The sequence below is a fragment of the Photobacterium indicum genome (assembly GCF_003026215.1).
Classification (GTDB): Bacteria; Pseudomonadota; Gammaproteobacteria; order Enterobacterales; family Vibrionaceae; genus Photobacterium; species Photobacterium indicum.
Map to the genome: position 1 here is coordinate 1,057,533 of NZ_PYOC01000001.1, position 19,577 is coordinate 1,077,109.

The window sequence follows — 19,577 nt, forward strand, 5'->3', positions numbered from 1 at the left end:
TTACGGGAGGCTTTAATGCATCACGATACAATGCAGTACAAGAAAATATTTGATTCAATGTCTCCTGAATATATTGAGGAAATGAATCAACGCCAAGAAGAAGAGCATATCAAGCAAGCTCAGGCTTTTAAAATTGGCTATGAACAAGATATTTGCTATCTGTGTGGAAAACCTTTTAAAACTATAAGCAAAAATGAACCTTGCTTACATTGGTTATTGCGCCAATGCAAATTCAAAAAGAAAGATTTTCCATTGGTATATGAGAAGTATGGGTATGGAAACATTGCTGCATTTCTACGCTGGTGTGCAAACCAAGAACGGTTTCATTCAAACATTAATGATCTCGAAGAAGAAAAGGCAGACAGAAAAGTTATCTCATACACAATAAAGTGGAAAAATATTGAATGGACATTTGATTGCTCAAAAAATGACTACACTGGTCATGAAAGTACATCAATAGATTATCCCCATTACCATTTTCAAATGAGAATTGATGGGCGGCAGTTTATTAATTTTAATGACTTCCATGTGCCGTTTCACGATCAGGATCTGTTTGTTCTTAGTTTGAGTCAAGAACAAGGAGAGTGGTTTCATCATAACTTTGGCAGTATTGGTTCAGGTATGGAAGAGGCTGTAAGTGTAGACCCCGAAGTAGCTCTCGAGCATATGAGTAGCGCTGATGAAGATGATGCGACATATCATCTATCAACGGTCATAGAAGCAATCGACCAACCAATTCCTGGCGAATTGATTGATGAAATCCGTGAAGAATCAGAGAAAACTGGTCAACCAATGAGCTACATAGCAAAAGAGAAATTAGCTGGTATAGCTAATGTCCGTACAGTGATAACTCCTTCAGAATCAATTCCAGACATTGCATCTCGTACTGAACATAAGCGTAGGTAAAATTTAACAATGCAATCAAGGTGATGCGTTACACTCGGCGGTTTTGGTATGGAGTTCAGTGCGCTTTGCTGGTTCAGTGGGGCACACCTTATTGCTGGCGTTAGGCATTTATTGAAAGGAAATATATGAGTAAATACTCAGAATGGGGTCCTACCGAATTATTTGGTTTGATCGATAATCCAATAGCAAATATCCATAGTATGTTAGAAATAGATGCTATGTATCTTCAGACTGCTATTACAAATTTGGAAGTTGCGAAAGAGCAAAAGACACAAATAGAGTTAGCAGTGCATGATTTAACTAATCATCATGATGTTAAATTGTTAGAGGCGTATGATTGGGGTGACGAAATTGATCTTATTGATGGCAGTGATTTGCCTGGATACATAAATGCAATTGAGCGCTTAGAGGAAGCATATAGTAATTATCTTCAGTCACTTGCCACCGTTCATATATTTTGCGCATTGAGCTTGGAAGCTCATATTAATCAACAAGCTATGAAGTTATTAGTTGGTAGAATGCGAAATGAATTTGACAGGTTCTCTTTAGAAGCGAAGTGGCTAACACTCCCCGTACTTCTTGGTCATGAATCTTATGATGCAGGTGCAGAGCCATTTCAGGGCTTTTCCAAATTGGTAAAGGTTCGAAATACCTTGGTTCATTTTAAATCTTCTTCAGATAAATGGCAGCGTTCTATAAAACCAGCAGAAAAGGCTTCTTTTGGTTTGTCCCTTGAGGAGGCGCAATCATCTGTAGATACAGCTAAAAGGATGTTGCTTCAACTCTCAGATTTATTAGTCGTAGATAAGCCATTATGGCTAACCGCAGAGAGCAGGCGTTTTTTCCAAATTAATGTAACGAGTGTTGAAGGCTGCAAGACTCCTGTCGCCGAAGGATAGTAATTCTTGGTGGTAATTAAATGCCTAACAAAAACATCAAGTTGACGCTTTTTACTCGGCATTTTTGGTATAGAGTTCGGTGCACTTGGTGTGTTTTGCGTAGCGCAACTTATGTTCGGCGTTAGTTTGCAATAGTAGAAAAGCGTTTTTGGTCAAAGAGCCTAGTCCGGTTTCTGAGCTTTACACCTGTTCGTTTTTTGATCTCACGAACTTTCCGGTGGCACTATATTGGAAGTTTTTGTGGCAGGTTAGTCGCTTACTGGTTCTAACTTTTTCGTAATGGTTCTTTGGCGCGGCTTCTTTGGTGTTTTTAGCTAATCACATTTTTCCAAGGTTTGCCGTGTTTGGCTGTAAGCATTATCGAAAGTCTTCTTTGCCAAGTTCGTTTGGTGATTGGGTTTGAATTTCGAACTATTCATTTTACTTATGAGTTTAAAGCCAGTAGTTTTGTAACCAATTCAGCACCTTGGCGCTAAGCCTTTGGCTTCATCGCGGTGGCAAACTAACAAAGCGCTTAAGCCGGACTAACAAACGTTTGGCGTTTTTAGTTTGGTTTAGTTGTGTGTTTAAGGTGGGTTAATTTAGTAGGGTGGTAGGTTTGTTAGCCACTTAGCTTGGCGTTAGTTTGCAATAGTAGAAAAGCGTTTTTGGTCAAAGAGCCTAGTCCGGTTTCTGAGCTTTACACCTGTTCGTTTTTTGATCTCACGAACTTTCCGGTGGCACTATATTGGAAGTGTTCGTGGCAGGTTAGCCGATTACTGGTTCTAACTTTTTCGTAATGGTTCTTTGGCGCGGCTTCTTTGGTGTTTTTAGCTAATCACATCTTTTCAAGGTTTGCCGTGTTTGGCTGTAAGCATTATCGAAAGTCTTCTTTGCCAAGTTCGTTTGGTGATTGGGTTTGAATTTCGAACTATTCATTTTACTTATGAGTTTAAAGCCAGTAGTTTTGTAGCCAATTCAGCACCTTGGCGCTAAGCCTTTGGCTTCATCGCGGTGGCAAACTAACAAAGCGCTTAAGCCGGACTAACAAACGTTTGGCATTTTTAGTTTGGTTTAGTTGTGTGTTTAAGGTGGGTTAATTTAGTAGGGTGGTAGGTTTGTTAGCCACTTAGCTTGGCGTTAGCTTACTAGTCGAAAACTCATAACTTACCCAGTTAAAGACCGGCAAAATACTCGTCTTAGGATTGTGAGGTTTGGTATTAGATCAGATATTAGGTCTTAGTATTCGCAATATAGCGAGTGAGTATAGGTCAAACTTGGCATTCGTCCGATACTCACTCTTACAACTTGGTTGTAATGATTTGCCTTGACTTAGTAGCTAGATACAAGACTTTGTACTACCTGAGTTTGGTGTTCTATCTCTTTTTTTATGCTCATAACATATTCAAGAGCGCTACGAGCCTTTTCATCCCTTACCTCTTCGATACGCTCGTCATTACCAAGGTAATTTGCTGAATGCTCAACCGCCTTGTCGTATGCACTCTCGGCGTGCACTAGTTTATCAATTAGCTCTGACAGTTTTGCTTTCGCCGCATTAAGTTCGCTAGCCTTATCACTCATCTATTTTCCCTTATCATTATTGATTTATCTTGCGTACCTTGCCAGCCTGCAAATGTTGCAATTACTTTATGGTGGCTTAAAGGTTTGTTTAGTATACAGTAAATGGTTTAAAGTAAGCTAACAATCGCTTCAACATGACTGCCAACCTGTGGCATTTTTGGTTCGGTTTGGCTTCAGTGATTACGGTGGTTCATTTGAGTGCGGTGCAGTTGGCAGCAAGTTAAGCGGGCGTTACCCGACTTGGTTGAGTTCTTTTTGCTTACTTTACTCCGCTGTCGCTATGAGTTGGTCAATTCCAGATAAATCCGTATGCAGCTAGAATCATTCGTCGTTTGTAGCGGCTTCTTGTTTTTAAACCTCTCAATGACTTGCGTGAGTGTTCACTGGTAACCGCGCCAACTTCTTTACTTGGTTTAACCATGGTTCGGCCGTGGCGGTTGATGCTCTGCGTACTCCCAGCTCTTAAATTTCTCAGCTATTGCCGCACCATCATCGAGGAATGCCGCTTTCAACATTGTGGTCGGTGCGCTAGCAGGGAAGTGGTTACATTTTGGTGGTTGTCGTAAGCAGTAGCATTGTGGGCGATGTTCGCGGCTGTAGTGTGGGCTGCCTTTTAATCAATATTGGTGAGCGTTTTTGGCTCATCTTTTCTAGGTAAACCATAGTGCTAACTTCATCGTAGCCGCTATTTTGTGGTAAACGCGCAGTAATTTTCGTGGTTATAGTTTTGAATTTGTCTGCTTTGAATTAGGTGTTTGTCGCGCCTAATCAGCGCAGTTTTTCATTGCACTTCATCATGGCAGGCAAGCTGCTTTGGCAAAGTCGAACGGCCGGGTAACAAGGGCATTAATGTGACGCCTGACACTCGGCGGTTTTGGTTTGAAGTGTATTTGTTTTAGTAAGTTCAGCGTTAGCGCACCTTATGCCAAGGCGTTATAAATTTAGGAAAGTTATTAATATGGATTTTTTAAGTTGGACTATTTCTGAAGAAGCAATATCAGGAGCTGCGGCTGGAGGATTGGTGTCATTTCTATTGAAATCTTGGTTCGAAACAAGATTAAAGAAAAGCATTAAACATGAGTATGATAGTCGGTTGCTTAAGTTGAAATCAGATATAGAAAAAGAATCTAATTTGATTAATATATTACAGAGTAATTATAGTAATAAAAATAATGCTAGCCACGATCGAATACTTACCTCTATCGAGTCTATTTGGGCGGGTATCTTGTACATGAAGAAATTCAAACCTACCTTACTTGGTATTATTGATTTATTGCATGAAAGTGAATTGGGTACCGAGCTAGGTAGAGATGAAAATCCTCGTATTATTGATATTAATCAATCAGATATTGACTACCTTTTTTGTGATGAGCTAGACGGTAAGTTACAGGATAGATTATATGCTGGAGAATATTTATGGTCTTTATTTTTTAGTTACAGGCAATTAATCGGTCGTATTTCAATTGTTAATAAAAAAGGACGAGAGGAAAAGGATGTACCAATATGGTGGGAAGATAATATTTGCAAGAGTGTTATTTCGGCTCTTTGTTCTAAAAACGAACTATCGGAATTTAACAAGTTAGAATTTGGTCGAGTTAATTGGATCTTGAATCATATAGAGTCTAAATACCTTGAAGCATCGAAGAGAATTATTACGGGAGAAGAGTCTATTAACTTAGAAGCAGAATTAGCGACTAAGGTGATTAAGGCATTAGAGAAAAATGGAAATACAAATTTATAACAAATGCATCAACACGATTTACTACAATCGGCATTGTTAGTTTGCCGAGTGTTTCTCGTTTTAGGGCATCAATTTTAAGTATGATTGTAGAGTAGTAAACGTGTTATTCAGGCGTTAGCACTCAGGAGTAATGATGACATATCAGATCAGAGAAAACTGCATATTCGAGCATGTAGATGTATTTGAGACTGAAGAAGAATTACTAAAATATCTACACGAAGTTAGCGCTCCTCTTGGGCAACTAATGATGGAATTTAATGCGCTTGAAGATGAGATTACAATGTTCTTAATGGAGGCTTATGAAATACTGGGGCTTCCTATCAATGTAGAGCTACTTCAAAAGTTTTATAGTCGTAAGTCTCAGGAGCTTATCAAGTGCTACAAGCAATTATCAGCGGGGTCTACTGACTTAAGAAAGTCTGTCTCCAAGCTAAATGACTTGCTAAAAAGCAGTGCAGATACTAGAAATCAGTTCATGCACGCTAGTTGGTTGTATGCATCTCCCACCAAAGGCGTTGCGTGCTCGGAGATAAATCGGTTTACCGTAAGTTTAAAGTTTCAGATATCCAAGATAGCCACAATATGGTGACTAAAGCTCGGGCACATCTTTTACACTTGCATAACCGTTTAAAAGAGTGCTAACAAGGCGCTCAAGCAGACACATTACACTCGGCATTTTTGGTCTGGAGTCTCGTTGGTTTGGTAAGTTAAGTAGATGTGCTGCTTAGCTTAGCGTTACATGCTCAGTTTTTTTAAGGTTTCTGGCTTCGGCGATTGTTGATTTTTCAGTGGTTCCGGCGGTGATCGTAATGCAGATAGAATCGTTCATCGTGAGAGATATTCATTGGTCTAAACGGCATTATCTTTCGCAAATCCATGAAGCCGCACTATTGAGTTCAGTGTTGGTCGGTTATGATTTAGGTGGTTACTAAGTCGCTGTTTTTATAATGCCAATTGAGATTTGTGGTTGGCGGTAGCGTATCGCTTGGGTTGCATCAGGCTCCGCGCTGTTGAGTGTTTTTCTGTTGCATCGGTGGGGCGGACAAGCCGCATTAACTTCAGCGCCAGCACGTAACAATGCAATTAAGGTGATGCCATTACACTCGGCATTTTTGGTTTGAAATTCGGTGCGCTTTGCTGGTTCAATGGGGCACACCTTATTGCGGACGTTATATGCGTTAAGTTTGTCGATGAATATATTGAGGATTATATGGGTAAGCAAAAGTTGTCTGAAAGTTTTGGTTTTATTGGTTTTGCTCTATCAGAAGATGAGATGATTTGGCAAGGAAAGTTTGCTAAGGAAGTTAATAATGAAACTGTAAGAGGCTCTGTTCTAAATATAGCCTCATTTATAGATGAGTTACTTTCAAATTTATTAAAAGCTTACTTTCCTAATGAGAACAAAGCAGAAAATTTATTGAGTTCATTGGACGGGTGTTTGAGCACAATAATTTATAAAGCAAATATTGCAAGCGCATTAGGTTTAATTAAAGATAAAGAGTTAGATAATATAAAGCACATTGCAAGAATTAGAAATTTATTTGCCCATAAATGGGATGGACTAAGTTTTGATGATGAAGATGTCATTAAATCTGTAAGAAAGCTTAACAACAGAGTACTCGATCAGTTGGAGTACACACATAAAGCAAAGTTCAATTTTGTATGTGGACAAATTATTCAAGAGTTAATTCAAAGAAAGTACTATGCAGAAAACATAAAAAAACACTTACCCAAAGAGTATAAGTATCTTGATGAACTATCTCATGAAGAGCGCGTTAAATTAGTAGAACAAAATTAGATTCGCAGCATATAACAAAAGAATCAAGGTGATGCGTTACACTCGGCGGTTTTGGTTCTAAGTTCGGGGTGCTTGGTTCGCTCATCGTGGCACACCTTATTCTAGGCGTTAAGTGTTTTTATGGAAATTCAGTTACTTAAATCTATTTGTCTCGGTATACCCACAATGTTCATTGCAATGGTAATGTATATCTATTTGTTACTAGGCATTGCAAAGGTGTTTTCTGGTGCGATGAAATTCATGCTTAGTATGATGCTGTTCTTGGTATTTTCTGGTGTAGTCGTTTCGCCTATGTTTTACCTAATCAGCAGCAATCAGCCTGCCATACAAGAGTCAACTTACACCTTGGTAGCTGTACTATTGAGCTATTTTGCTATCATGACACCTGCAGTGTATTACCTTGTAAAGGTAAGAATTAAAGAATTGCAACGTGCGGGTTATTTTCTACCACGTCGGTAGTCAACACTTAACAAAACAATCAAGGTGATGCATTACACTCGGCAGTTTTAGTATGAAGTTCGGTGTGTTTGGCTAGTTCAGTGTTGGCACACCTTATTGTAGGCGTTATATCGTTTTTAAGTCCATCGTTTTAAAGGATTAGACATGATTCAGCTCAGACCAATGACCTCAAATGAATACCCTGCGTATTGTGATTATTTCATTGATGATTACAGCCGTGAAATAGTTGAAAACTATGGTCACTCAATGGATAGGGCGCTCGAATTGGCTAATCAGGATCTTCTTCGTAGTTTTCCTAATGGTTTGGAAACTAATGACCATGAATTATTATGTATTGAATCAGGTTCAGAGTTGGTTGGCTATTTGTGGCACTCGATTAACGAAAATGATAAATCGACCTTTATTTATGATTTCTTCATTTTTCCAAACTGCCGCAATAATGGTTATGGGAAATTGGCAATTACTGCTCTTGAATCACAATTGAAATCGATTGGTATTGAGCAAATTAAATTACGAGTTGCGTACCAAAATCAAAGAGCGTTAAAGCTGTATCAAGAGGTTGGTTTTGCTATTTCTGGCTACAATATGTCAAAGAAAATAGTAAGTTAGCATTCTCGATATAACAAATGCATCAACACGATTTGCTACATTCGGCATTCTAGGTTTCTTTGAGTTTAGCGTATTAAGTGGTAAATTTAAGCTTAATCTGCATAGTAGCAAACGTGTTATGCAGGCGTTAGGCACTAGAAAGGATTCAAATGAGGCAGCAATATCATTTTCGTGATTCAAGCGATGGATTACTTGCTTGGGATGTTTTTCGTTTGTTGAAGTTATCTCAGCATTTAACTGTTCAAAATATTCCTCTATCAGATATCAAGGAGCTAGATGAGCCATTTTGGTATGAATTGGGAGGTGCTGTTCCAACATGCAGAAATGTCCTTGAGCATTCAGTTTTAATTGAAAAAGCTGATCTAAGTTATCCAATCATTTTGTGTCATGAAGGTCGTGTGATGGATGGTATGCATCGCGTCTGTAAAGCGGTGAAAAATGGCGATACTTACATCAAAGCCGTTAAGTTCGATGAATACATTTCACCAGATTATGTTGGTGTGGATGCAGATGACTTGCCTTACTAATCATGTGCCTAACAAAGGCATCAAGGTGACGCGTTACACTCGGCGGTTTTGGTTTGGAGCTCAGTTGGCTTGGTGAGTTGGTCGTAGCGCACCTTATGCCCGGCGTTAAGCATAAATAGGTGAAATGATGAAAAAAATTCTAATGTCAGTTTTGATTATAACTCCTTTGATGGGATGTAACGGTGATCAGGTCGAAACGGTTAAACCACTTGAATTATTGTATCAACAACCTTTCAAGTTTATGGGGCAGAGTGTTAAATCAGTTTCTGAATCTGTATCTTCCACACCAAATAAAGTTGGTAATATAATTGTAGAAAATGAGCGTAACCATATACTTTTTGAGTCTAACAATAATATTGTTGGTTATGTTGAAATTGACTTTAAAGAAACAATACCGTGTAATCAAAAAAAGAAATTCAATTCAAAACCATTATTAACCGCCTTAGGTATTGACCCCTCTGAACTTGAATTGGCACGCGAAAAGACACATTTTCATACATATTATGATCACGCTAATAAACTAAAAGTAGGTGTTTCTTGTCTATATGACGGTGGTCCACTTTCGGTTTCATTTAGTAGTAAATACTACGGAAAATAACGACAGCTATTGCGACAATATGCTTAACAAAGCCATCAAGGTGATGCGTTACACTCGGCGGTTTTGGTATGGAGTTCGGTGTGCTTTGATGGTTCAACGGGGCACACCTTATGGCAGGCGTTAGGTTCTTTTGAGAATCCGCAAATTTAATGGTGGGCTTGTCGTTTACTTGCAAAGAGGTTTTTCCATTGCATTTGAGTGAAGCTTTGTTTGTGTAAATGTTTGCTGAGTTTGAATTTCCAATTTCTGCATTAATTCACAAGTTACGTCTAAATCAATTTTATGTTGTAGCTTAGTTCAGCGTTTAACTTTAAAATTCAAAGTATTAGCTAGTAGCTCATTAACTGATTTGCTCAGTTTTTATAGCAAATTCGTCAGTCAGCGGGTTACTAAAATCATAATAATTAATAGGTTTACGCCCGCTGTTGTGGGTTCAAACCTAACAAGTCATTTAAATGGAAAATTAACAGTTTGCCATCGCTTCGCGATTATAGCCAACCATTAATTTCCACTTAATGAGGCTACATGGACTCCCCCGATTGTCAACAACAGCGTCAGGTAATATAAGGTTTGGGACTGCCGCTCTACATTCGGTCTGTTTATTGGCATATTTGCCATGACCCTGATGAAACTACGCGGTTGCGGTTCCTCATTCGTTAGAAGGCATCTAAAGTGCCCGCCGCATTATCAGGTTTTCCCGCAAATGGTCTTAACCATATATCATCATTGGCTATTGCAATGACCCGGTGAAGCTTGTTACTCCTTTTTAAATGGGATTCTACAGCTGTTAGCTTTTAATCGGTTCGTAGTCGGTATCGTGACGAAGTATCGACCAGATAATTCGTGCATTTTTGGCTGCGAGTGCCACAGTCGCTCTTTTGAAGCCACGTCGCTCAACTAAGCTTTTACACCAGAGACTAAGCCGGTCGGTTTTGTCACCTAGACTGGCAATCACTGCTCGTGCACCATGTACCAGCAACGTTCGAAGGTACTTATCGCCTCGCTTAGTAATACGCCCTAGCCGAGGTTTACCGCCGGTCGAGTATTGGGAAGGAACGAGGCCCAGCCAAGCAGCAAAGTCGCGGCCTTTATCGAATTGCTCACCCTTGCCGATACTGGCGATAACTGCCGTAGCCGTGATTGGGCCGATACCAGCTACTTTCATTATTTTCTTGGCATTATGGCTACGTGATACCAACATATTGAAGCAGTTTTCTTGATCTTCAATGCGTTGGTTGAGTGTTAAAAGATGGTCGTAACAATCGGCGATAATCGCCCTCGATAAATCAGGTAGTTGGTTTTCGGCATCTTCCAATGCATCGGGAATTGCGCGTTGGAGAGCATGCCGACCGGTAGGGGCGATGATACCGAATTCGGCCAGCATAGCTCGAACTTGATTGAGCAATCCAGTACGTTCATGCACCCAGTTCTCACGTGCTCGGTGAAGTAACAGTATGGCTTGTTGGTCTGCGGATTTGATTTTAATGCAGCGCGTTGAAGGACGGGCGACCGCAACACAAATAGCAACGGCATCATTAAGGTCGTTTTTGGCGCCCGTTCTGAAAGGTGCAACATATTTGGCTGCCATAATTTTTGGCGTGTGACCGAGTTTAGTCAGTTCACGAGCCCAATAATGCGAAGCACCACAGGCCTCCATACCGATGATAGCCGGTGGGATATTGGCAAAAGTAGTTAAAACTTTAGACCGCGTTATTGTTTTGTGGATCAACATGTTGCCTACAGAATCTTCGCCGTGGATACTAAAGCTATGTTTGGCTAAATCAATGCCATAGATAGAGAGTGACATAGTGGCCTCCAAGTAATTTGGTCGTCAGACATTACCAAGTGTGGCAGAGCCTGATGAGGGGGAGTCCATGCCATTCGTTAGGTTTTCGTGAAAATCCGAAATTTTACTGGTGGGTTTGTTGTTTAATTTCCAAGTTATTTTTTCATCGCATTAAATTGAAATTTTGTTTGTGTAATGGCTTAGTAGTTTTGATAATCCAATTTCTGTATTAAATCACAAGTTACGTCTAAATCAGTTCTATGTTGTAGCTTAGTTCAGCGTTTAACATTAAAATTCAGTCAATTAGCTAGTGTCGGCTTGATTGAATTGTGCAGTTTTCTTTGCAATTCGTTAGTCAGCGGGTTTATTGGCTTTAACAAAGTGAATAGGTTTACACCCGCTGTTGTGGGAACAAACCTAACAAAATGTTCAAGCAGACAAAAAACAGTTGGCCATCGCTCCGCGATTATAGCCAACTATTTTTTGCAGCTTAACAAGGTCGTTAAATACTTCAAGGGCTCTAAAAGGAAAATGGCTTGATTCAGTTTAAACAAATATCAGCAAAGTTAGCTCCAATGGAATTACTACTTGAAGCTGATCCTTCTGAAATGTGCATCAAAAAATATTTAGACGGCTCAGATTGTTTTGCTGCATTTGATGGTGACGTAATAGTTAGTATTTGCGCAACTAAGCCGCTGAACGAATCAACTTCCGAAATCTATAATGTTGCAACAGATCCGGAGTATCAGAAAAAGGGTATAGGTTCAAAGTTACTTCAATTTGCATTAAAAGAATTATCTACAATTGGTTACAGTAAAGTTGAACTTGGAACTGGCACTTTTGGGTATCAATTATCGTTTTATCAACGGTACGGTTTTAGAGTGGATTCTATTTTGCAGGATTTCTTTCTCGATAATTACGATGAACCAATCTTTGAAAATGGTATTCAGCATAAAGATATGTTGCGGTTAGTGTGTAGATTACGTTGAATCGCATTTAACAAAAAACATAAAGTTGACACGTTTTACTCCGCAGTTTTGGTATGAAGTTCGGTGTACTTGGTGAGTTAGCCGTGGTGCAACTTATGTTCGGCGTTAAGTGTTTATTGCACAACCACCTGATTTTAATCAAAATTGTGAGCGGCATAGATAAAACACAATGATTAAAATGTTGTAATGCTAGTGTTTTTCTATGTTCAGAGAGATTTATGACTAAAGATAATAAGTTGAAAACTCAAAAGTTAACAATCTATCTGGCAAAGAAAAAAGATGCCAAAGATAGTTCACTTATTGAAGTCTCAAAGTCAGAACCAGCTAAAGAACTGAAGATAGAAAACGCAGTATGCCGACTTTATATTAAAACTCAGAAAGAGAGCTCACCTCCGTGGTCAAGCTTGTTGATTGAGTCAGGTCAAGTAACAAAAGAAGAACTTGGATTCAGTAAAGGAACTGGCGCAGCTTTAATAATAACTGTACCAGAAGCAACTTTTATTATTACGTTTGGTCAAGGTTTCCATCTGCTTAACGCAGAAGCTATTGAAAGAGATTTTGGTTTGCGTGTAGCACTAAATTCTATTGCACCCAGTGACATTCATAGTTTAGATAAGGCGACAGATGAGAAAACGCCACTTAATTCACGAACACAGAGTGGTATAGGTGTCGATATATTTGATTTGCTAATTGACCCTGAACGAGATTTACTTTATGCAATTACGGGAAAAAGCGCAGTAAAAGAGTTTGGTAAAGCAGTAACTGGAAGGGATTCACTACAAATTAGTGTTCCAGTAGACTTACAAGGCATTCCGGATTTACTCAGAAAAGCTTTAGTTCAATACAATCAAAAGCTGTCTTCTGACTTTAAGTGGGTCGATAATATTAGAAGGATCAAAGATCCAGAATTAAATGAAGATCTTGATATCGAGTTGGTTAAAAGAATCAAAGCTAATAACTTATCTAAAATTTGGTTAGCAGAGCCAGAAATAGTTGACTACGAAAAAATTGATGGGTATACATTTGATAGCACGATTAAATCTGCTAGATATCAATTTCTGTCATTAGATAGACTTATATCGTGGCTCGCTAATGGATCCAAAGCCTATACGATCGACAATATAAAAAATAGCTCGATCTATTGCAGAGACCTTAACCATGAAATATATACTTCATGGAGTGCATATAGATGTCTAAATGCTGAAGTAGATCTCTTAGGAAAGCTTTATATTTTACGAAATGGTATTTGGTATAAATTAGATGCTAATTTTGTGTCAACTATTGATCTTGAAATTTCAAAAATTCCGAAAACTACGTTCCAATTACCTGATTTTAACCATGCAAATGAAGGTGATTACAATGAATATGTTTGCAAGAGTGATGTATCCTTCTCTTTGATGGATAAAAAAATGATTCCATTAGGTAATGGAAAAAGCACAGTTGAGTTCTGTGATTTAATAAAAGATAGTACTCATTTAATACATGTTAAAAAATATACTGGCTCAAGTACTCTTAGTCATCTTTTTTCTCAAGGATTGGTGGCAGCAGAAGCATTTCGTAAAAGTGAAAAATTCAGAGATGAATTAAATTTAAAGTTACCTAAAAAATTGAAGTTGGCTGATACAACAATTGAACCTAACCCTGCAAATTACGAAATCGTATATGCGATTTATGCTGATAAACAATTACCTGATGAATTACCATTTTTTTCGAAAATAACATTGAAAAATGCTTATCAAAATTTAAGAGCAATGAGCTATAAAGTATCTATTGCAAAAATTGATATACATAATAATGTTAAACAACTCGGTAAACTTAAGGCACAAAAAAAGAGAGCAAACAAGAAGAAAGCAGCTTAATTAATTCAGCTATCATCACACTTAACAAAAGAATCAAGGTGATGCTTTACACTCCGCATTTTAGGTAAGGAGTTCACTGCGCTTGGCAAGTTAAGTGGACGCACACCTTATTCTAGGCGTTATAAAGCAAAAGGAAGTTTAACTATGTTGAAGCAAGTAGGGAAAACCCATATTCAATCGAAACATAAAGCAACCTGTCATTGTGGATCTGTTGAGCTTGAATTCTTGTTACCAAATGGCATTGAAAACCCTAGACGTTGTGACTGTTCAATTTGTCGTAGGAAAGGTGCAATTGTCGGCTCAGTGAATCTCGATGGTATTAGTATCATTAAAGGTAATGAGTTTCTCAAGTTATACCAGTTTAATACCGGCACAGCGAAACATTACTTCTGCTCGAACTGTGGTATCTATACTCATCATCAACGTCGTTCTAATCCGCATGAATATGGATTTAATATTGGCTGTTTAGAAGGTGTAAATCCTTTCGATTTAGGTGATGTTGTAACTAATGACGGGGATAATCACCCAGCCGATAGGTAGCTTTATAACAAAGCAATCAAGGTGACCCGTTTTACTCCGCATTTTTGGTATGAAGTTTAATGTGCTTTGTTAATTCTGCGCGGGGCACCTTATTGCAGGCGTTACCCGACTTGGTTAAGTTCTTTTTGTGTACTTTACTCCGCGATCGCTGTGAACTGGTCAATTTTAGTGAAATCTGTATGCAGTTAGAATCGTTCGTCGTTCATAGCGGCTTCTTATTTTTAAACGTCTCAACGACTTGCGTGAATGTTCGCTGATAACTGCGCCAACTTATCTATTTGGTTTTAACCATGGTTCGGCCGTGGCGGTTGATGCTCTGCGTACTTACCAGTTCTTAAATTTCTCAGCCATTACCGCACCATTATCGAGGATAGCCGCTTTCAATAATGTAGTCGGTTCGCTGGCAGGGAAGTGGTTACATTTTTGTGGTTGCCGCAAGCAGTCAAATTGTGCGCGATGTTCGCGGCTTTAGTTTTGGCTGCGTTGTTATCAATTTCATCGCAAATGTAAGGTGCGGCTTCACTAGATAAACCATAGTGCTAACTTCATCGTAGCCGCTATTTTGTAGGTAAATGCGCAGTAATTTTCGTGGTTATAGTTTTGAATTTGTCAGCCTTGAGTGGGGTGTTTGTCGCGCTTAATCAGCGCCATTTTTAATTGCACTTCATCATGGCAGGCAAGCTGCTTAAACCAAGTCGAACGGCCGGGTAACAAAGGCATTAAGGTGACGCCTGACACTCGGCGGTTTTGGTTTGAAGTGTAATTGGTTTAGTAAGTAATGCGTTGGCGCACCTTATGCCAAGGCGTTAGGCACTACAAAGAAGTAATCTCAGGATAGATATATATATGTCAACAAAAAACAAAGATTATTATTTAAATAAAATTAAATTACTAGAAAGTGGTAATTTACCTCCAATCGATGCTGAAAGGATTTTAGGTGATGTTATTACCCCTTTACTCAACGAAGAAGGGTATGAAATAAAAGCAACACCTATGAGGAATGATGGTGGTGTTGATTTCATTGGAAGTAAAAACCAAGAAAAAATCGCAATCGAGTACAAACATTATAAAGGTCCCGTTGGAGCGGAAGCGGTAAGAAACCTTATAGGTGCAAGTGTTCTTAATAACTTTGATCGAACTATTCTTGTAACTAATTCTAGGTTTTCTAATGCAGCATTACAGTCAGCGCAGAAGAATTTACCGTTTAAGTTGGAATTAATCGATGTTGATTCATTACGATCTTGGATAGACCGTGTTGAAAAAACTGAAGATTATGACTTAAATCTTGTAAATATTCTTCGTAGAGACCTAAGTGATAAACTAGCTAGGTGTATTGCAGAAAATCCTAGATACCTAGACGACATTGAGTGGCGGGAATTGGAGCGTGTTGTTCAACATACATTTGAAGAATTAGGTTTTTCTTCAGAAGTTACTCCTGGAAGTAAAGATGGCGGAAAAGATGTAATACTTAAGTGTAAAGTTAATAATGAAGAACACACTTATTATGTAGAGCTTAAGCATTGGCGTTCGGGACAAAAAGTTGGGGGTGTTGCATTAAAGGAGTTTCTTCAAGTAGTAATAAATGAAGAGGTTAACGGTGGGTTATTTTTATCTTCCTATGGATATTGTGCTAATGCATTTGAAATGCTAACCGAAATTCATCGCCAACCTTTAAGAATTGGTGGGCAAGAGAAGATATATTCACTCTGTAAACAATATGTAATGTCTAAGGCGGGGATTTGGTCGCAGACAGATAGTCTGATAGATACATTATATGAAAACACAACCCTCCCCCAAAGTGCCTAACAAGGCAATCAAGGTGACCCGTTACACTCGGCGGTTTTGATATGAGGTTCGGTGCGCTTTGCTGGTTTTGCGAGGGGCACCTTATTGCAGGCGTTACCCGACTTGGTTGAGTTCTTTTTGCTTACCTAACTCCGCTGTCGTTGTGCGTTGGTCAATTCCAGATAAATTCGTATGTAGTAAGAATCATTCGTCGTTTGTAGCGGCTTCTTATTTTAAAACGTCTCAACGACTTACGTGAATGTTCGCTGATAACCGCGCCAACTTCTGTACTTTGTATTAACCATGGTTCGGCCGTGGCGGTTGCGACTCCGTGTACTCACCAGTTCTTAAACTTCTCAGCTATTGCCGCACCATTATCGAGGATAGCCGCTTTCAATAATGCGGTCGGTGCGTTGGCTGGGAAGTGGTTACATTTTGGTGGTTGTCGTAAACAGTAGAATTGCGGGCGATGTTCGCGGCTTTAGTTTGGCTGCGTTGTTATCAATTTCATCGCAAATGTAAGGTGTGGCTTCATTAGGTAAACCATAGTGCTAACTTCATCGTTGCCGCTACTTTGTGGGTAAACGCGCAGTAATTTTCGTGGTTATAGTTTTGAATTTGTCAGCCTTGAGTTGGGTGTTTGTCGCGCTTAATCAGCGTACTTTTTCATTTCACTTCATCATGGCAGGCAAGCTGCTTTAGCCAAGTCGAACGGCCGGGTAACAAAGGCATTAATGTGACGCTTAACACTTGGCGGTTTTGGTTGGAAGTGTATTTGGTTTTGTAAGTATGGCGTAAGCGCACCTTATGCCAAGGCGTTATACGAACTCTGAGAATGCAGTTTTTTGGTTCAGTCCAGCGATTGAGCCATTAGTTTTTTAGGTGTGAAAGTAGGGTGGTTTTCCTTTTTCTTTGTTGCCTTTTGGTGTTCGTTTCGTCAGGTTCGGCATTGAACTATTATTGCCCCAAATTCAGGCGTTTCAGAGGCTAATTCACGCTTCAATTGTTCTTTGGTTATGCCTCATTTTAGCCTGCATCAGTGTTTTCCTCTCAGCATTTTCAATCCCAATTGTAGTTAGGATATTTGGTTTATCAGTTCCAAACTTGCTGAAACCAAGTCGTAGAAATGGTGTTAGAAAAAAGGATTGTTTCGTTTCACAGTTATTGTTGTTGATTGGATGTTTTGCTCGCTTAATTGAGCTAGTCTAATTAAACTTAGTTTACAGTAAATCTTGGTAAATCAGTTCTTTACCAAGTTAATCGGAGCGAAAGCAAGGCTCGTATAACAAAGCAATCAACACGATGCTATTACACTCGGCATTCGTGGTTTGGAGTATAATTGGTTTTGTAAGTCGGTCTTTCGCACGTGTTATTGCGGCGTTATGTTTTATCACTAAAATCATTTAAATCAATGAGTAGTGTCTGGATATGCATCATGATACTATAGGTTGTATCAAATGAAGTATGCGGGTTTGGCTGTGACAACAGTAGCACATAAAAACGAGCACATAGGTGCCGATAAAAGACGCACAACTATTAAAGATTGCGGTACTGTCGAATTTAACGATAATGTTACTAAGGTGTTTAAGTTCGGTAGCATTGAGTGGGGGCAAGCAGGTATGGTTGGTTTAACCGAACTACTCGCTTTACACTTGCAAGGCTTAAATGTTAAAAACGAAATTAGAGCTTTTTGTATGTGGTGTGACGCACAAAAAGTTGATTCAGAACGCGTTGTCGGACAAGTATTAGTCTACAATGACGGTAAAAGATTTATATTGCAGGCAGGCGCAGAATTGCTAAAATCCGGCACTACTATCGAAAGTGCTGATATCCCGCTACCATATTTTTCAATTGGTTCTGGGGCAGAGCATGCATTTCCTGTCTTACTAAGAGATGGCAACATTGATGAAGCGATTCAAGAAGCTATGAAACACGATAAAGGAACTGGAGGAGGAATTGATATGGCGCATGAGCAAAAAGACAGAAATAATGTTGTAACGCTACCTCAACCAAAGGAAGTTGCTGAAGCGTTAAAAAATGATGGATACCTTGATTCAGACGGAAATTTTACCAAAAAATCTTTGGGATATACGTCGACAAAGTTACTTGATCTCAATGCGTTAGCTAAAATGGGTTTGGTTAACAACGTTTCAAGTATCTAAAGTTGTTTTGAATTGATTCAAAAAGCACCTATCTAGGTGCTTTTTTTGTAGCTAACGAAAACATAACAGATAAGGATATGTGTCGCGAAGCCGACACCTATCCGAAGTGTTGAACAAGCCCGAGCTACCTTATATAGGGAAATATTACGAAGAAGTGGAAGGGTGATTGCAGATAAGCGGTTATCTTGAAGCGAGCACCGACCTTGGCTCAGGGCCAATAAATATAATTGACTGATTTTAATATTTAATTATGATTATCTCCCAAGTAAAAGCTAAACCATTATCCTTATATAACGCTATTTCATCTCGGTCGAAATACACCAAGACACCGCATTAAATGGTGACAACAAGGACAAAAGTAATCCGCTTTTCGGCTGATGGGTTTATCTTCCAGTGCTGGCAACGTCAGTTGCCCAGCAATCATAAAGGCGAATTGTATTTGTTGAAGTTGATGTTTTGAGTGACCACGAAGTAAACCATAATCTCGTACACGTCTTAACCCCTTAGGTAATACATGCTGCAATATCAGCCAGAGAAATCTCACGACAGGTAATGTTCGAGTTTGATACGTTTTCGTCTGGCTATCCAAATAACGAAAAGTGATATTCCCGTTGTCTTCATAAAGAATATCGTTATCGGCTAATACGCCACGGTATAGGTATTTAGATAAATACAACAAAGCTGATTTTCCCCGCCCAACATGACGACAATCCACAACCCATTTGGGGGGTAGCTGACGAGGTATCGTCAATTTTAGTGTGTCAGTGATATGGCTGAGTAAACGTGCTCGCCACACGTTAGCCAAAGCAAACGCGTTGAATAAATACTGATTTTTACAGTGTATCCATTGCCGTTTATTGGTATCAAAACCGCCGCCAGTGACCACCATATGAATATGCGGGTGTAAATCTCGGCGTCGATTATGGGTATGAAGCACCGACGTAAATCCGATAGTCTCACCCATGCTCTTAGCACGATCCGCAAAGTCTTTTATTATTGAGGCGCTGACCGTAAACATCGCTTGGTAAATCTGTTTGGGAAAGCCTTTCGCTAAGGGGCGAAGCTCAGCGGGTAAGGTAAACGTCACCATAAAGTAGTCGATGGGTAAGAGCTTACGTTGTTGTTTTTCAAGCCAATCAAACGTGGTTCGGTGCTGGCAATGCCACTGGCTATAACCGTTTTGTTCGGTGTGGCAGGTAAGCATAGCGTGAATCGCCAAGCGAATATCAGACGTCATCGTTGAAGAATATGTTGCCATCAACTCATCAAGATGGTCGTATAAAAGCGATTGGAACATCATACTTTCATCTCCCACATGAGGGTTAACTCGTTAGCGAGTTGGTTAATCGCCTGTGAGGT

At 39.3% G+C, this 19,577-nt stretch carries 18 protein-coding genes; 15 read left to right on the forward strand and 3 right to left on the reverse strand.

Annotated elements, in window-relative coordinates; translation table 11 throughout:
- The first annotated feature begins 15 nt into the window (after positions 1-15).
- Both C9J47_RS04680 and C9J47_RS04685 read left to right on the forward strand, forming a co-directional pair.
- Positions 16-906, forward strand: coding sequence for a hypothetical protein (locus C9J47_RS04680; protein WP_107252453.1), 891 nt, complete (start codon positions 16-18; stop codon positions 904-906).
- Between the two features lie 125 nt (positions 907-1,031).
- Entirely contained in the window at positions 1,032-1,805 is a 774-nt protein-coding gene (locus C9J47_RS04685) for a hypothetical protein (RefSeq protein WP_107252454.1), read from the forward strand.
- Positions 1,806-3,116: 1,311 nt separating this feature from the next.
- On the opposite strand, the gene C9J47_RS04690 is transcribed toward C9J47_RS04685, so the two are convergent.
- A complete protein-coding gene (locus C9J47_RS04690; protein ID WP_107252455.1) occupies positions 3,117-3,365 on the reverse strand; it encodes a hypothetical protein in 249 nt (82 codons plus the stop codon).
- Between the two features lie 958 nt (positions 3,366-4,323).
- On the opposite strand from C9J47_RS04690, the gene C9J47_RS04695 reads away from it, so the two are divergent.
- From C9J47_RS04695 to C9J47_RS04730, 8 genes are all read left to right on the forward strand, one after another.
- Positions 4,324-5,106: a hypothetical protein gene (locus C9J47_RS04695; RefSeq protein ID WP_107252456.1), complete on the forward strand. Its 783-nt coding sequence runs from the start codon at positions 4,324-4,326 to the stop codon at positions 5,104-5,106.
- A gap of 133 nt (positions 5,107-5,239) precedes the next feature.
- Positions 5,240-5,695 carry a hypothetical protein gene (locus tag C9J47_RS04700; RefSeq protein WP_107252457.1) on the forward strand — a complete coding sequence of 152 codons (456 nt, stop codon included), beginning with the start codon at positions 5,240-5,242 and terminating at the stop codon, positions 5,693-5,695.
- Positions 5,696-5,915: 220 nt separating this feature from the next.
- Complete coding sequence (locus C9J47_RS27430; protein WP_281258901.1) at positions 5,916-6,038, forward strand: hypothetical protein; 123 nt, start codon at positions 5,916-5,918, stop codon at positions 6,036-6,038.
- Between the two features lie 278 nt (positions 6,039-6,316).
- Entirely contained in the window at positions 6,317-6,904 is a 588-nt protein-coding gene (locus C9J47_RS04710) for a hypothetical protein (protein WP_107252459.1), read from the forward strand.
- Between the two features lie 120 nt (positions 6,905-7,024).
- A complete protein-coding gene (locus tag C9J47_RS04715; protein WP_107252460.1) occupies positions 7,025-7,363 on the forward strand; it encodes a hypothetical protein in 339 nt (112 codons plus the stop codon).
- A gap of 144 nt (positions 7,364-7,507) precedes the next feature.
- Entirely contained in the window at positions 7,508-7,972 is a 465-nt protein-coding gene (locus C9J47_RS04720; protein ID WP_107252461.1) for a GNAT family N-acetyltransferase, read from the forward strand.
- Between the two features lie 149 nt (positions 7,973-8,121).
- A complete protein-coding gene (locus tag C9J47_RS04725) occupies positions 8,122-8,499 on the forward strand; it encodes a hypothetical protein (RefSeq protein ID WP_107252462.1) in 378 nt (125 codons plus the stop codon).
- Between the two features lie 127 nt (positions 8,500-8,626).
- Complete coding sequence (locus C9J47_RS04730; RefSeq protein WP_107252463.1) at positions 8,627-9,097, forward strand: hypothetical protein; 471 nt, start codon at positions 8,627-8,629, stop codon at positions 9,095-9,097.
- Between the two features lie 787 nt (positions 9,098-9,884).
- On the opposite strand, the gene C9J47_RS04740 is transcribed toward C9J47_RS04730, so the two are convergent.
- Positions 9,885-10,904 carry an IS110 family RNA-guided transposase gene (locus tag C9J47_RS04740; protein WP_107252464.1) on the reverse strand — a complete coding sequence of 340 codons (1,020 nt, stop codon included), beginning with the start codon at positions 10,902-10,904 and terminating at the stop codon, positions 9,885-9,887.
- Between the two features lie 515 nt (positions 10,905-11,419).
- On the opposite strand from C9J47_RS04740, the gene C9J47_RS04745 reads away from it, so the two are divergent.
- From C9J47_RS04745 to C9J47_RS04770, 5 genes are all read left to right on the forward strand, one after another.
- Positions 11,420-11,872 carry a GNAT family N-acetyltransferase gene (locus C9J47_RS04745; RefSeq protein ID WP_107252465.1) on the forward strand — a complete coding sequence of 151 codons (453 nt, stop codon included), beginning with the start codon at positions 11,420-11,422 and terminating at the stop codon, positions 11,870-11,872.
- Positions 11,873-12,090: 218 nt separating this feature from the next.
- A complete protein-coding gene (locus C9J47_RS04750; protein WP_107252466.1) occupies positions 12,091-13,731 on the forward strand; it encodes a TIGR04141 family sporadically distributed protein in 1,641 nt (546 codons plus the stop codon).
- 147 nt (positions 13,732-13,878) lie between these two features.
- Positions 13,879-14,271 (forward strand): GFA family protein, encoded by a 393-nt coding sequence (locus C9J47_RS04755; protein ID WP_211321701.1) that lies wholly within the window; start codon positions 13,879-13,881, stop codon positions 14,269-14,271.
- Between the two features lie 846 nt (positions 14,272-15,117).
- Positions 15,118-16,077, forward strand: a complete 960-nt coding sequence (locus C9J47_RS04760; protein WP_107252468.1) for a restriction endonuclease — start codon at positions 15,118-15,120, stop codon at positions 16,075-16,077.
- A gap of 1,436 nt (positions 16,078-17,513) precedes the next feature.
- Positions 17,514-18,218, forward strand: coding sequence for a hypothetical protein (locus tag C9J47_RS04770; protein ID WP_107252469.1), 705 nt, complete (start codon positions 17,514-17,516; stop codon positions 18,216-18,218).
- 301 nt (positions 18,219-18,519) lie between these two features.
- Here C9J47_RS04770 and C9J47_RS04775 read toward each other — a convergent pair whose 3' ends face one another.
- Positions 18,520-19,518 carry an IS91 family transposase gene (locus C9J47_RS04775; protein ID WP_107252470.1) on the reverse strand — a complete coding sequence of 333 codons (999 nt, stop codon included), beginning with the start codon at positions 19,516-19,518 and terminating at the stop codon, positions 18,520-18,522.
- Positions 19,519-19,577 lie beyond the last annotated feature (59 nt).